Raw genomic sequence first — 13,940 nt, forward strand, 5'->3', positions numbered from 1 at the left:
CATAGTGATTTCACGTCCAGACTCCAGCGCCTAGAGGCTCGGGTCATAAGTCGGTCCGGCTGTGCGGCAAAGAACGCCGCTTCGCCAGCCCGTCTTATGCCTGTCGCCTCTGAACAGGCGCTTGCGCATTTGTTCTTGAAAACCAAAAAACCCACTCCTTGAAGAAGAAGTGGGTTGTAGACAATCAAAAGTATCCCGGAAAATAGACCGGCAGAATTATTGTGTCAGCACCTCTTCCTTACGCTGGTATTAACCAGTTCAAGTTATAAGGGTCAAGGCACATGCCTCTCTCAGCTCTGTTAGAGCACCCCTAGCGGTGGATCATATGAAATTGGATTCACTCACATTATAAGCATACTAAAAATAGAAGGTCAACCTTAATGTTGGAAATAGTTGAAAAGGAATGTATGTTTCCTTTTTCGGTAATTATCCTGTAAAATAGAGGGAAAGAGTATTGAAAGGGGAAATAAAATTGAGATTTTTCCATACAGCGGACTGGCACCTTGGCAAGCTTGTTCAGGGGATTTATATGACAGACGGACAGCGTTATGTACTAGATCAATTCATTGAAGCGATAAGAGAAGAGAAGCCCGATGCGGTCGTTATCGCAGGCGACTTATATGACCGAGCGGTGCCGCCGACGGAAGCTGTCGCGCTGCTAGATGAAGTGCTTGAAAAAATCACCATGGAGCTAGGAATACCTGTACTTGCGATTGGAGGTAATCATGATAGCCCGGGACGCCTTCGTTTCGGTAGTGGATTGATGCGGGCAAATGGTTATCATATAACGGGTCAAATGACGAGAGATATCGAGCCAGTTGTTCTGACTGATGATTTCGGCGAAGTTCATTTTTACCTCGTACCTTTTGCGGATCCATCTGTAGTGAAACACTTACATGATGACGAAACAATTATGAACCACAATGATGCTATGAAGAAAGTAACGTCAACCATTCGTGAGCAGATGGTTGAGGGGGTTCGACATGTGTTTGTTGGACATGCTTTTGTGACGCCCCACGGAGAAAGTGAGGCGAACACGAGTGATTCCGAACGACCGCTTGCAATTGGTGGAGCGGAATATGTGTCTGCACATCTTTTCGAAGGATTCCATTATACCGCTCTTGGTCACTTACATCAGGCACATTATGTGTTAAATGAAACAGTGCGATTTGCGGGTTCGCCAATGAAATTTTCGATTTCAGAAGAAAATCACAATAAAGGGTTTCTGATCATCGAACTCGATGCTAGAGGACAAGTATCCGTTGAAAAACGGGAGTTGAAGGCGAAGCATGATATGCGGACAGTTGTAGGGACGATGGAAGATATTTTATTGCATCCAGTAAGTGAGGATTATATTTTTGTGAAATTGCTAGATGAGACACCGGTTTTATTCCCAATGGAAAAAGTCCGGTCAGTCTATCCGAACGCGATGCATGTTGAGCGTAAAGTGTTCATGTCGACCGCAAATATGGCGGATGAACAACGTATGGAACATGGGAAGCATGATGATTTTGCACTCTTCAAAGCGTTTTATGAACAGATGAAAGGCGAAGTGGCGGACGAAGAAACAGAAACCCTCTTTGCGGAAGTGCTCCATGAAGTTATGCACAAGGAGGGGGCGGGACTGTGAGACCAATTCAATTGACGATGACGGCATTTGGGCCATATAAAGGAACGGAAATAGTCGATTTTAGAGAACTAAAAGACAATCGTCTGTTCGTCATATCTGGCGCAACGGGAGCAGGAAAGACAACGATTTTCGACGGCATCTGCTTTGCATTATATGGCCAGGCGAGCGGAGAAGATCGAACGGATATTCGGGCGATGCGAAGTGATTTTGCTGACGATGCAGTTCAAACAACGGTTGAATTGATGTTTGACATACATAATCGGACGTATCGAATCATGCGACAAATTCCATATGTCAAACAAGGGAACAAATCTGAAACGTCTGCACGTTGCGAGTTTTATGAATTAACGCCGGACGGGGAAGTTCCGCTTGTAGATAGGCAAATCGTGTCTGAAATTAATAAGAAGGCGGAAGACCTGATTGGATTTACGCAGGCGCAATTCAGTCAGATTGTCATGTTACCACAAGGAGAGTTCCGGAAGTTTCTCACGTCCGATACAGAAAATAAAGAAACAATCATGCGTAAAATATTCAAAACAGACAAGTACCGTGAAATTGTGGAACAGCTGAAAGGGAGGAAAGACAACGCACAAGCGATCCTGACGAAAGAGATGCAACAGAGCGAGGGGCATATTGGACAAATAGCATCCTTACTGCCGGAGCGCGAGTCATCGGTCTTTACTGTCCTTGCGAATGAAAATTACAATGTGAACCAAGTCGTTCAAGGGTTGGAAGAGGAGCTTGTGTTTTATCAAGAAAAGACGGTTGTTGTTAAAAAGAGTTATGACGATGTCTACCTGAAGCATGCAGAAATGCAAGAAATTTACCACGCTGCGAAAAGTATGAATGAACGTTTTGCTGAGCTACAACAAAAAGAAATCTTGTTAACGGATTTATCCAACCAACAGTCGGAAATGGAACGAAAAGAACAACAGATAACTGATGCGGAACGAGCTGCTTCAATTGGTGAAATCGAAATGCAGTTTCTCGCGTTGAAAGAAGAGACTTACGCAAAAGCTGATAACCTTAAGAAAGCAGAGAAAGCCATCCTGGTAGCTACAGAAAACATGGAACTTGCTGGACAGTGTTTTAGTGTTGAAGAGGCAAGAAAAGAAGAACGTGAAAAAATGACAGAAAGCTTGATTCGCCTAAAGGATTTTTTACCGGCAGTATCGAGTTTGGCGTCGAAGGAAGCCGCTCTTGATTTGATGAAGAGAGAAAACATTGTTTTGGAACAAGAACTTGGAAAAATCGCCGGAAAGACAGATGAAGAAACCAGTAAATTAGAAAAGCTGAAATTGAAAATTGAGACGTTTGAAGTGGAAATTGCTCCGTACGATGAACGTATGGATCAATTAAATGAGACGAATGAAAAGTGTAAGATACTTGATGAATTCATCAGTATTCAAAGTCGTTTAAATGTCTTGGGTAAAGGGAAGTACGACAACGAAATGTATTACGAAAAATGTAAATTTGAATATGATGCAGTCGAAAAGACTTGGCTGAATAATCAAGCGGCTATGTTGGCTGAGTCACTTAAAGATGGTGAATCCTGCCCTGTATGTGGAAGCGAACATCATCCCGCAAGAACGGATAAAACAATAGAGGTAACCGTTTCGAGGGAACAGCTTGAAGTGGAAAGAGGAAGGCTGAAAGAAGTCGAAAGTCAATTCCGAACCACCGTTATTACCTATGAAAATGTAGTAGAACAGTTGAATGAAAAAAATGAGGAAATGAAGCGTTTTGCTATAGAAATAGGAAAAAATAATCTGCATGTAGATAAACAAAAGTTGGAAAGGGAAGTGGCGAAGCTTCGTGAGGACCGGAAATTACTTGTTAATCTGAAAGAGAATTTGAAAAAACAAGAATTGATTACAGCGCAATTCATGGCGCGAAAAGTTGAAATGGAGCGTGCGTTGATTCAACAGCAATCGTTGTATGATACTCAATTAGCCGTTTTTAACATGACATTACAAACAATACCGGAAGATGTTAGGGTACTTGCTAAACTTCAGGAGCGCATTGCTGAAGTGGAAAAGAAAAAAGAGGAATTAGATTATGCTTGGGAAACAGTACAGAAAGTGCGGGAAGAAACTAGCAAGAAGCTGACGGAGGCGAAATCTGCAGGAATTCATGCTTTGGAAACATTGGGGGAAGTTGAAGGGAAGAGGAGCCGAGCGGAAAGCAGATTCACAAACGCATTGGAAGAATCCGCGTTCGCTACAGAAGAGGCTTATCGCGAGGCGAAAATGCAAGAAGTGGACCGCACTTTGTTAAGAGAAAAAGTGGCAGCATTCAAACAACAGCTTCATAGTTTACGCGACGCAGTAGGGGAATTACGGGTACTTCTTGAAGGGAAAGAAGTGTTGGATCTAAGCGATTTGGCTACGAAATTGGCCGAAATGAAAAATGACTATGAAGCCGCTCTTACTGATTATAATGCTTCTTCAGAATATGAAAAAACTGCATTCGGTTTGAAAGAAAAACTTGTGCAGTCATCCAGAAAAGTGATGGAACTTGAACGGATATATGGGAAAATAACAGACCTTTACGATATCGTGAGAGGACAGAACGGATTGAAATTGTCATTCGAACGCTTTATTCAAATCGAATACTTGGAACGCATTATCCAATCGGCGAATGAACGTCTGAAGGAAATGTCGAACGGGCAATTTGTCTTAATCCGCAGCGACCGACAGGAAGTACGAGGGAAACAAAGTGGACTGGGTCTGGATGTATATGATGCTTATACAGGTCAAACACGCGACGTGAAGACATTGTCAGGTGGTGAAAAGTTCAATGCCTCTCTCTGTCTTGCGCTTGGTATGGCGGACGTCATTCAAAGTTTCCAAGGTTCGGTTTCGATCGACACGATGTTTATTGATGAAGGATTCGGGTCACTCGATGAGGAATCGTTGAACAAAGCGATTGATACACTTATTGATCTGCAAAAATCAGGTCGAATGATTGGTGTTATCTCTCACGTTGAAGAACTGAAAGCTGCTCTTCCAGCCATCCTCGAAGTGAAAAAAGCGAAAGAAGGCAATAGTCACACGAAGTTTATTATAAAATGAGTGAACCTTATGTCCGTCTGCATGTTCAATCATGCAGACGGATTTTTTCATTACGCAAATAGGATCTAAATTTAGTAACATATTTGCGTTAGAAAAATCAATATAATCAATTTATTAATATGATAATATGTTCAGTAATATATTGCGTTTTTCAGATAAAAAGAGTAATATTAGTTTCACCGATATATTGCATATATGTAAAAGCAATCACACCAAGGGGGAACTGGAACTATGGAAAAGAAATTATCATTTTCATCATATCTTGCTATAGGCTTGATGTTATTCGCATTATTTTTTGGAGCGGGAAATCTAATATTCCCTGCACAGCTGGGACAATATGCAGGAACGAATATGTGGCTTGCTGTTATAGGCTTTTTGATCACAGGCGTAGGGCTTCCGTTTCTTGGTATTTTAGCAATAGGCTTCTCAGGTAGCCGAAATTTACAAGATCTGGCAAGTAGAATCCATCCGGTTTATGCAGTGATATTCACATCACTTCTATATCTGACAATCGGACCATTTTTTGCCGCTCCGCGTACAGGTGCAGTTGCATTTGATGTCGGTATATCTCCATTTATTAGTGCAGAATATACACAAATTGCTTTAATTATTTTCACATTGCTATTTTTTGGCGTTACATTGTGGCTGGCACTGACCCCAGCAAAGCTAGTTGACCGTGTCGGTAAGATTCTTTCACCGGCGATTATCATTCTACTTCTTGTATTGCTTGTAATGGTCGTCATGAAACCAATGGGGACAATTGGATCTCCACAGGGTGCATATGCAAGCGGTGCATTCATGAAAGGATTTACGGAAGGGTATAACACAATGGATGCACTAGCATCACTCGTCTTCGGAATTCTCGTTATCAACGCCATTCGCTCGATGGGTGTGACGAATAAGATAGCTATTTTAGCTGCGACTGCTAAGACAGGTGCCGTTGCAACGGGGCTCCTTGCAATTCTTTATGTGGGAATTGCATACTTGGGGGCGACGAGCACGCAGTTGTTCGGACTTTTTGACACGGGTGGGCCCGTCTTGAGTAATTCATCATCGTATTATTTCGGTGCGTTTGGTTCCGTCATGCTTGCAGTCATTATAATTCTCGCATGCTTGACGACTAGTATAGGGTTAATGATGGCTTGCGGAGAGTATTTCCATATAATTATGCCGAAAATCAGTTACAAAATATTCGTAACGATTTTCACTACATTCTGTTTCGTTGTGGCAAACTTTGGCTTGTCTAACATCATTACGTATTCGATTCCTGTATTGATGTTCCTTTATCCGCTATCTGTAGTTTTAATACTGCTTACGTTCTGTTCACCGCTGTTTAACCACTCGCGTCTTGTATACGTATCGGCAACAGCTATCGCATTCATGATCAGTTCGATAGATGGTTTGAAAACACTTTGTGAATTACTTGAAATAGACTACTTCGGATGGATGGCACCAATCGTTTCGTTTTATCAACGTGTATTACCGTTCTATAATGAAGGTCTAGGTTGGCTATTACCAGTTCTAGCTGTCATGCTAGTGACAGGAGTATTGGCTCGTTTACTAAAAATGTCTTCAGTGAATACTTAATGAAATAATAAAGTAGAGCTACATCACCTTTTGAAAAGTGATGTAGCTCTTTTTTGTGTAACTGGATTGAATAGTACGTGAATAAAAAGTTATTGGTTTATTATTTTATAACATTTCTACTTGTTTTATATATCTAATAATATATAATAGTCTGTGTATTGCTTTTATACATAGAGGAGGAAGCGTAAATGGTAACGTTTTTTGCATCATTGATTGTACTTTTCGCCGGCTACGCAGTTTATTCGAAAGTTGTTGAAAAAGCGTTTGGGGTGAATGATGCCAGAGAAACACCGGCGTACACGGTGAATGATGGTATGGATTATGTACCGATGAGTTGGTGGAAAGGATGGCTCATTCAATTACTGAACATTGCGGGATTAGGACCAGTTTTTGGTGCAGTTGCGGGTGCGCTGTATGGACCAGTAGCGTTCATCTGGATTGTTTTCGGAAGTATTTTCGCGGGGGGCGTACACGATTACTTTTCGGGAATGCTGTCATTGAAACATGGTGGGGCACAATTCCCGACAATTGTAGGTAAATACTTAGGGAGTTTTGCTAAAAAAGCAATCACGATTATTTCAATTGTGTTGATGATCCTTGTTGCTGCTGCATTCACCGCGGGTCCAGCTCAGCTGATTGCACAAATCACACCGCTTAGCTTTATGGCTGCACTTATCCTCGTATTCGGTTACTTTGTACTAGCTGCAGTTTTGCCTATTAATAAAATCATTGGCAGAATCTATCCGGTTTTTGGCGCTATCCTCATTTTTATGGCAATGGCAATCGCTGTAGCCCTCATTTTTGGTGGTCAGCCGATTCCAAACCTGACATTAGAGAACTTACATCCAGGAGACTTACCGATATGGCCGCTCCTTATGGTGACGATTTCATGTGGAGCGATTTCAGGCTTTCATTCGACCCAGAGCCCAATCGTTTCCCGGACGATGAAAAAAGAGTCGGAAGGTCGTAAAATATTCTACGGTGCGATGATTGCTGAAGGCGTTATTGCGCTCATTTGGGCTGCTGCTGGAATGACATTCTTCGGAGGGACAGGCGGTTTACAGGCTGCTCTGGCGGCTGGGGGACCTGCAGGTGTTGTCAATGAAATATCCACTACGCTTTTAGGAACAGTCGGAGGTATCCTAGCTATTCTAGCTGTGATTATCTTACCTATTACAACGGGCGATACTGCTCTCCGTTCTTCCCGGATGATTGTGACTGAATCCATTTCGAAATGGGTTAATCCTGATAGAAAAGTTATCGTTTTTGGTATTACAATCGCACTTGGCGTACCGATGTTTTTATTATCGACAATTGACTACACATTTTTATGGCGTTATGTCGGGTGGACGAATCAGCTGTCCGCAACTATCATGTTGTGGACAGCCGTTTCATTCTTGATGAAAGCAGGTAAATCGCATTATATTGCTGGAGTACCGGCTCTATTTATGACAGGGGTAGTATGTACGTATATTTTCTATGCACCTGAAGGATTCAACATGGACTATACAGTATCGCTCATCATCGGAGCTGTTTTGACTGCGGGGGTGGCTGCCCTCTACGTTCGACAGATTATTCGTCACAAAGATGCTGCTATGAAACAAGTTTTATCGAAGTCTTGAATGATCTAAACGAAAAGCCGGTTTCCTCATTTTCGAGGCAACCGGCTTTTCGCTTTCAGTTAGTTGATAATGAATGGAATTCTTCAATCGCACGGAGCCAATTTCCTCGCATAATAGCAGATACGTTCGCTTCATCACGATTTTTCATTAACGTTATTATTTTATCATGCTCATCAATCGATTTTTCAGTCAAAATAATCGAGTTATGGAAGAACAGTCTTCTGACATGCGCTTGAAGTGAGGCAACCATGGATATGATGTATGGATTGTTCGCTACATCAACGATAATCTGATGGAATTCCTCGTCGATTTTCAAAGCGGAAAAATAATTTTCTGTATAGACTGCATGAGCAAATCTTCTATTCGTACTTTCAAGTAAGGCAATCGTCTCTTCTGTAAGTTGAGGAATCGCAAGCTCTGCAGATAAAGCTTGCAACGCCGCTAGTGGAGGGAGAAGATCTGTGATAGATTCTTTATCCACTTCCGTTACTTGTGTCGCTTTCCCGGGATACATCTTCACGAACCCTTGCACTTCAAGAAGTTGCAACGATTCACGAATAGGTGTCCTGCTAACTCCGAGCGCCCCGGCTAGTTCAGTATCGTTTAACTTTTCACCTGGATGTAATGTGCCATCTATAATCCATTGCTGGAGTTGGTTAAATGCATTTTCCTTTGCGGAAACTCGTAGCGGCTTCGCATGATTTGTCGGTACCGGCATTGTGAATCACCATCCTGTATAAGTCATTATTGCTCTAGTATACAATAAATTAAGACCAGTTGGAAGATATGCAATATATTACGAGCGGAGTTCTTCCTTTTTAAACAAGTGGTTCACCTTCGAATTGTGTTTTTTCATGACAACATACACGCAGTAGCCAATCATACTTCCTACTGTATTTAACCATAAATCATCAATATCACTACTTCTCGCTTGGGACAATTGCGTAATTTCAATGAAAAGTGAAATGCTTAATCCAATCAAAGAAACTTTCCAAAATCGATTGAATCTACTCCATAATAAAGGGATCATAAAGCCGATGGGCATGAAAATGCATATGTTACCTAAAAAGTTTATTATAAATGGCTGCCAGAAATTCAATTCTGTAATGGCATAATAGTTATCTTGAAAAACCCTGAACGGAATTAGATTTACATTCGAGAACGAGCGTGTAACGACGGGTCCCGTATAAAGAAACGTCAGGATTGTTTGTGAAAATAACGCTGTCATGAATAATAGAAAGATGACAACACCGATTTCATGGTAGACATGAAGTTTCTTGTAGCCACGTATTTTATTGTAAATGATACGGAAAATGATAATAATAGGCAAAGCAATGAGTAAATAAGGAATCATTTCTGTGATATAACCTAAAATTGAAGTCATTAAATCCACCTTACTTTAATTAATGTCACGCTTATATTTAAGTGATATATCCTGGTCTTTTTTAGAAGTTCCGTATGCAAATTCCTCATGCTGGAAGATGAATCCGCGCGCCTCGTAGAAGGGGATGCCATAATCATTGCCTTTGGCGACGGAAACCCATTGTTCATGTGCGCCATACGTATATTTCTGTATTTTAGTATAGAAATCAAGAAGTCGTGTGCCAATACCCATTCCGCGCATTAAAGGGTCTAAATAGAAGACATATACTTCCCCTGCCGTTTTACTCGTCATTCCGCCGCCAATAGCCCCGACGATTTTTCCAGCTGTCTCAGCTATGAAATAACCGTGCCATTCATCATTAATAGAGACGATTTCCTGCTCAATACGTTGCACGTTGTAATATTGACTAATCAGTTTAGAGATGTAGTCTACAGAATAAAGCTTTTCATATGTAAACCATTGACTCGCTACAAGTATGTCAGTTATAGCTGTAGCGTCGTTTCTTGTCGCTCTACGAATAGTTATCGCCTTCATTACAGACACCTCTCTGCATGTAATAATACACATCTTGTTTGTAATGGTAAAGACGGCTTTCTGTAATGTCCTTGTAACAGAAGGTTGCTATTATAAGTATAGACTAAATAGCAGGGAGTAGAGTAATTGAGAAAATTATTAATGACACTCATTCTTACGATTGCATTATTGGTCAGCGGCGCAAATGAAAGCTGGGCAGCGTCTCCAAATTACACAGTGAAGAAGGGCGATTCGTTATACAAAATCGCGAAGATGCATAACGTTTCCATATCTAATTTAAAGTCATGGAATAACTTAAAGTCAAACATAATTCATCCGAATAAAAAACTGAAAGTCTCTTCTGGAGCAAAGGTAGTAAAAACAGCACCTAAAACGAAAAAAGCAGTTAAATCAGTTGCTAAAACGCCGTCCCGGTCTGACTCCGACAATGTAGTCAAAGAATTCACTGTGTCGGCCAGTGCATTTACAGCTAGCTGTAATGGGTGTTCAGGTATAACGAAAACAGGTATTAATCTAAAAAGTAACCCGGATGTGAAAGTCATTGCTGTCGATCCAAGTGTCATTAAACTTGGAACGAAGGTATATGTGGAAGGCTACGGATATGCAATCGCTGGTGATACGGGAGGCGCAATCAAAGGAAACAAGATTGACGTGTTTTTCCCCACAAAAAGCGAAGCGTATAAATGGGGCCGTAAAAATGTGACGATAAAAATACTGAATTAAATGATAAAGCGTCGGCTTTCCAATTGGAGAGCTGGCGCTTTTTTTGTACCTACTTACTGTAAAAGAGTGCCCAAAAACTTGTTGATTCTTTGTAATGAAAAAGACAACTCATTGTAATGTTGTTGTCATACAACTTGGGCAAGCTGTCTCCTAAGAATAAAATACAAGGAGACGAGTAAATGAAAAACATGCTTTTGACGCTAATCCTTACGATTGTCTTATTAATCAGCGGAGCAAATGAGGGTTTCGCGTCATCTTCAACGTATAAAGTAAAAAAAGGCGATACATTATACAAAATTTCTCAAATGCATAATACAACAGTTGCGAAATTGAAGTCGTGGAATAATTTGGAATCGGATATCATTCACCCAAATCAAAAACTTAGTATCGTTTCAAACGCTAAAAAGTCCAAGAAAGCAGCAACAACAACCGATAAACCTCCCGCAAAAACTGTATCCCGGTCAACAACTACGAACGATGTCAAAGAATTTACCGTCACGGCAACTGCATATACAGCGTATTGTAACGGTTGTTCAGGTATCACAAAAACGGGCATTAACCTAAGAGAAAACTCGGAACTAAAAGTAATCGCTGTCGACCCAAATGTGATCAAACTTGGAACGAAAGTGCATGTAGAGGGCTACGGATATGCGATTGCAGGTGATACTGGAGGTGCGATTAAAGGAAATAAGATTGATGTATTTATCCCTACGAAGAGCGAGGCTTATAAGTGGGGGCGTAAGAAAGTGAAAATAACAATAATGGATTGAATATACCATCAGTCAGCTGTCCTTCGGGGGAGTTGGCATTTTTTTGTCATGGGTGAATCGCATTTTTCGTTGCAAAGTAGTACTTCGTCAGCATCGTAATGTGTTATATATTGTTGGTGGAAGAAGTTACTAGTAGGGAGGGGAAGTTAAATGAATGCTTATATTATTACAGGTGTATCGAAAGGGATTGGGTTAGAACTTGCAAAGCAGCTGAGTGAGGAGGGGCATTTTGTCATTGGTGCTGCACGAACACCAAGTGAGCTGGACGGTGTGAATTTCATTCGGGCAGATCTTTCTGAAACGGAAAAACTTGAGGCACTTATGGATGAAATAATCGCGCTGATGCCACAAGATACGGTGTCATTAACACTTATTAATAATGCTGGAATGGTTGATCCTATTGGATTTATTGGAAATGTTCATGCAGTGGAAATGACAAAAGCAATTGCGGTCAATTTGACAGCACCACTGATTTTATCCACTGCATTTATCTCTGTTTTAAAAAACTTCGAAGGAGTGAAAAGAATCGTCAATATTTCATCTGGAGCAGGCCGCAACGCATACGAGGGTTGGGGAACATACTGTGCGACGAAAGCGGGGCTTGATCATTTTTCACGTGTCGTCGCACTTGAGCAGGAAAGTGCGGCATACCCAGTAGACATTGTTTCAATCGCGCCAGGTATTATAGACACCGGTATGCAGGAAACTATTCGGGGGAGTAAAGAAGAGGCATTCCCTCTCCTCAATCGTTTTATAGACTATAAAGAAAAAGGGTTGTTAAGTAGCGCGGAACAAACGGCTGGTCAATTGATTGCATTTATGGAGAATATAGACTTTAAAACAGCGGGCCCGATTGCTGATTTGCGGGATTTTTGACAGAAGACCAGTAACGAGTATATAACATTGCAGACCGATTATATTAGATGTACGACCAATCAAAAATTAATAAAATATCAAAAAAAGGTTGTCTCTGATTTGAATTCCAATCAGGGCAACCTTTTTTTATTCAATCAACTTGCTTAACAACTTTAAAATCTTTCATTTTCTCCATCGCTATCAAAAACGGGGGATTGTTTCGTTGATTAATCATTTCATAACGAATGACATGGACATCAGCTTGGTGCAAGTTTTTTACATAAGCCAGAAGCGCATCCCGTTCTTCTCCGCCGCCTTCATGTCCATCATAGACAGAAACCGCGATGATTCCACCTTTTTTTAGTAATCCAAGCATTGTATGGATTGCTTTGATTGTTGAATCGGCTTTTGTAACAATCGACAAATCTTCACTATGCGGCAAGTAACCGAGGTTGAAAACAGCACAGCCAATTTGTCTGTTGACATACTTTTCGACGTTTGCATGACTATCTAATATAAGTGACACGCGTTCGCTTAAATCACCTAGTCGCTCCGCTGTTGCGTCGAGTGCTGCCTGCTGAATATCGAATGCTAAGACATGTCCATTTTCACCGACTAGATCAGCTAAAAAGAGTGTGTCGTTGCCGTTGCCAGTTGTTGCATCAACAACAGTTTCACCAGCATTGACTGTTTCACTAAATAATTGTCTTGCAAAAGGAAGAATGCGATGCAGCTTCAAATCAATTCGACCGCCCCTGCATAATGTTTCCCTTGCCAGCTGTTCCGGCGTTCGAGTTCTTTGTCAATGCCGTTCAACACTTCCCATTTCGTGACACTCCACATAGGGCCAATCATTAATTCAATTGGACCATCGCCTGTAATGCGGTGGACAATCATTTCTGGTGGAAGAATTTCAAGCTGATCAGCAACGAGATCAATGTATTCCTGTTTTTCTAGGAATTCAAGTTGGCCTTTTTCGTATTGTTTTACCATTGGTGTTCCTTTTAGTAGATGAAGAAGATGGATTTTGATGCCTTGAACATCGAGTTTTGCAACTTCACGTGCCGTTTCCATCATCATGTCATAATCCTCTAGTGGTAAGCCGTTGATGATGTGTGTGCAGACGCGAATACCATGTTTGCGCAGTTTCTCGACGCCTTCAACATAGGATTTGAAATCATGGGCCCGGTTAACAAGATTAGCTGTTTTTTCGTGAACGGTTTGCAGACCAAGTTCAACCCATAAATAAGTCCGTTCATTTAGTTCAGCTAAATACTCAACGACATCGTCAGGCAAGCAGTCTGGACGAGTTGCGATTGACAATGCGACAACGCCTTCTTGTGCTAATGCCGCTTCGAATTTTTCTTTTAACTTCGGAAGTGGTGCATGCGTATTTGTGTAAGCTTGGAAATAGGCCATGTATTTGCCGTCTTTCCATTTCTTATGCATTCTTTCGCTGATTTCTGCAAATTGGACGTCAATCGGATCAACGCGGTCGCCGGCGAAATCACCGGATCCTGCAACGCTACAAAATGTACAGCCGCCGAAAGCAACAGTACCATCCCTGTTTGGGCAATCAAATCCAGCGTCAAGCGCAACTTTCATCACTTTGAATCCAAATTCGTCTTTTAAGTGACGTGACCATGTATGATAGCGTTTCCCTTCAGTAGGGAAAGGTAAGTTTAATTTATCCACTTTATTCACTCCTCTAACAGCTAATTGTATCATGTTTTTCCGCGCTAGCATCATCTGAATTATGGA

General features: G+C 41.3%; 12 protein-coding genes and 1 riboswitch. Of the genes, 7 read left to right on the top strand and 5 right to left on the bottom strand.

Features of this window, described 5'->3' with window-relative positions; all coding sequences use genetic code 11:
* Positions 1-218 precede the first annotated feature (218 nt).
* Positions 219-322: riboswitch (TPP riboswitch) on the bottom strand.
* Between the two features lie 150 nt (positions 323-472).
* From I2483_RS16155 to I2483_RS16170, 4 genes are all read left to right on the top strand, one after another.
* The gene (locus I2483_RS16155; protein WP_207278130.1) at positions 473-1,630 is read left to right on the top strand and encodes an exonuclease SbcCD subunit D; all 1,158 of its coding nucleotides are present in this window, start codon (positions 473-475) and stop codon (positions 1,628-1,630) included.
* On the top strand, positions 1,627-4,704 hold the full coding sequence (locus tag I2483_RS16160) for an AAA family ATPase (RefSeq protein WP_207278131.1): 3,078 nt from the start codon (positions 1,627-1,629) through the stop codon (positions 4,702-4,704). The genes I2483_RS16155 and I2483_RS16160 overlap by 4 nt, the downstream gene beginning before the upstream one ends.
* 231 nt (positions 4,705-4,935) lie before the next feature.
* Positions 4,936-6,291 (top strand): branched-chain amino acid transport system II carrier protein, encoded by a 1,356-nt coding sequence (gene brnQ / locus I2483_RS16165; RefSeq protein WP_207278132.1) that lies wholly within the window; start codon positions 4,936-4,938, stop codon positions 6,289-6,291.
* A gap of 188 nt (positions 6,292-6,479) precedes the next feature.
* Positions 6,480-7,913, top strand: a complete 1,434-nt coding sequence (locus I2483_RS16170; protein ID WP_207278133.1) for a carbon starvation CstA family protein — start codon at positions 6,480-6,482, stop codon at positions 7,911-7,913.
* A gap of 55 nt (positions 7,914-7,968) precedes the next feature.
* Here the strand turns inward: I2483_RS16170 and I2483_RS16175 are convergent, their stop codons facing one another.
* The 3 genes from I2483_RS16175 to I2483_RS16185 all read right to left on the bottom strand — a co-directional run bounded on the left by I2483_RS16175 (position 7,969) and on the right by I2483_RS16185 (position 9,831).
* Positions 7,969-8,631 (bottom strand): GntR family transcriptional regulator, encoded by a 663-nt coding sequence (locus I2483_RS16175; protein ID WP_207278134.1) that lies wholly within the window; start codon positions 8,629-8,631, stop codon positions 7,969-7,971.
* Positions 8,632-8,709: 78 nt separating this feature from the next.
* Positions 8,710-9,297 carry a VanZ family protein gene (locus tag I2483_RS16180; protein WP_207278135.1) on the bottom strand — a complete coding sequence of 196 codons (588 nt, stop codon included), beginning with the start codon at positions 9,295-9,297 and terminating at the stop codon, positions 8,710-8,712.
* Between the two features lie 15 nt (positions 9,298-9,312).
* Positions 9,313-9,831, bottom strand: a complete 519-nt coding sequence (locus I2483_RS16185; RefSeq protein ID WP_207278136.1) for a GNAT family N-acetyltransferase — start codon at positions 9,829-9,831, stop codon at positions 9,313-9,315.
* 126 nt (positions 9,832-9,957) lie between these two features.
* Between I2483_RS16185 and I2483_RS16190 the strand changes: the two genes are divergently transcribed.
* The 3 genes from I2483_RS16190 (at position 9,958) to I2483_RS16200 (ending at position 12,200) form a co-directional block, all read left to right on the top strand.
* Positions 9,958-10,554 carry a 3D domain-containing protein gene (locus I2483_RS16190; protein ID WP_255550486.1) on the top strand — a complete coding sequence of 199 codons (597 nt, stop codon included), beginning with the start codon at positions 9,958-9,960 and terminating at the stop codon, positions 10,552-10,554.
* A 179-nt stretch (positions 10,555-10,733) separates the two neighbouring features.
* Complete coding sequence (locus I2483_RS16195; protein WP_207278137.1) at positions 10,734-11,324, top strand: 3D domain-containing protein; 591 nt, start codon at positions 10,734-10,736, stop codon at positions 11,322-11,324.
* A gap of 150 nt (positions 11,325-11,474) precedes the next feature.
* Complete coding sequence (locus tag I2483_RS16200; protein ID WP_207278138.1) at positions 11,475-12,200, top strand: SDR family NAD(P)-dependent oxidoreductase; 726 nt, start codon at positions 11,475-11,477, stop codon at positions 12,198-12,200.
* A 130-nt stretch (positions 12,201-12,330) separates the two neighbouring features.
* Here I2483_RS16200 and mnmM read toward each other — a convergent pair whose 3' ends face one another.
* Positions 12,331-12,918 carry a tRNA 5-(aminomethyl)-2-thiouridylate-methyltransferase MnmM gene (mnmM, locus tag I2483_RS16205; RefSeq protein WP_207278139.1) on the bottom strand — a complete coding sequence of 196 codons (588 nt, stop codon included), beginning with the start codon at positions 12,916-12,918 and terminating at the stop codon, positions 12,331-12,333.
* Entirely contained in the window at positions 12,915-13,874 is a 960-nt protein-coding gene (mnmL, locus tag I2483_RS16210) for a tRNA modification radical SAM protein MnmL/YtqA (protein WP_346267744.1), read from the bottom strand. Before mnmL ends, mnmM begins: the two co-directional genes overlap by 4 nt.
* Between the last annotated feature and the right edge of the window lie 66 nt (positions 13,875-13,940).

The organism is Sporosarcina sp. E16_3, from assembly GCF_017347125.1.
Taxonomy (GTDB): Bacteria; Bacillota; Bacilli; order Bacillales_A; family Planococcaceae; genus Sporosarcina.

What these genes read in the sequence shown, in the direction of transcription:
- I2483_RS16175 (WP_207278134.1), bottom strand. Translation starts at nt 8,631, where the DNA reads ATGCCGGTACCGACAAATCATGCGAAGCCGCTACGAGTTTCCGCAAAG.
- I2483_RS16195 (WP_207278137.1), top strand. Translation starts at nt 10,734, where the DNA reads ATGAAAAACATGCTTTTGACGCTAATCCTTACGATTGTCTTATTAATC.
- brnQ (WP_207278132.1), top strand. Translation starts at nt 4,936, where the DNA reads ATGGAAAAGAAATTATCATTTTCATCATATCTTGCTATAGGCTTGATG.
- I2483_RS16185 (WP_207278136.1), bottom strand. Translation starts at nt 9,831, where the DNA reads ATGAAGGCGATAACTATTCGTAGAGCGACAAGAAACGACGCTACAGCT.
- I2483_RS16170 (WP_207278133.1), top strand. Translation starts at nt 6,480, where the DNA reads ATGGTAACGTTTTTTGCATCATTGATTGTACTTTTCGCCGGCTACGCA.
- I2483_RS16200 (WP_207278138.1), top strand. Translation starts at nt 11,475, where the DNA reads ATGAATGCTTATATTATTACAGGTGTATCGAAAGGGATTGGGTTAGAA.
- I2483_RS16180 (WP_207278135.1), bottom strand. Translation starts at nt 9,297, where the DNA reads ATGACTTCAATTTTAGGTTATATCACAGAAATGATTCCTTATTTACTC.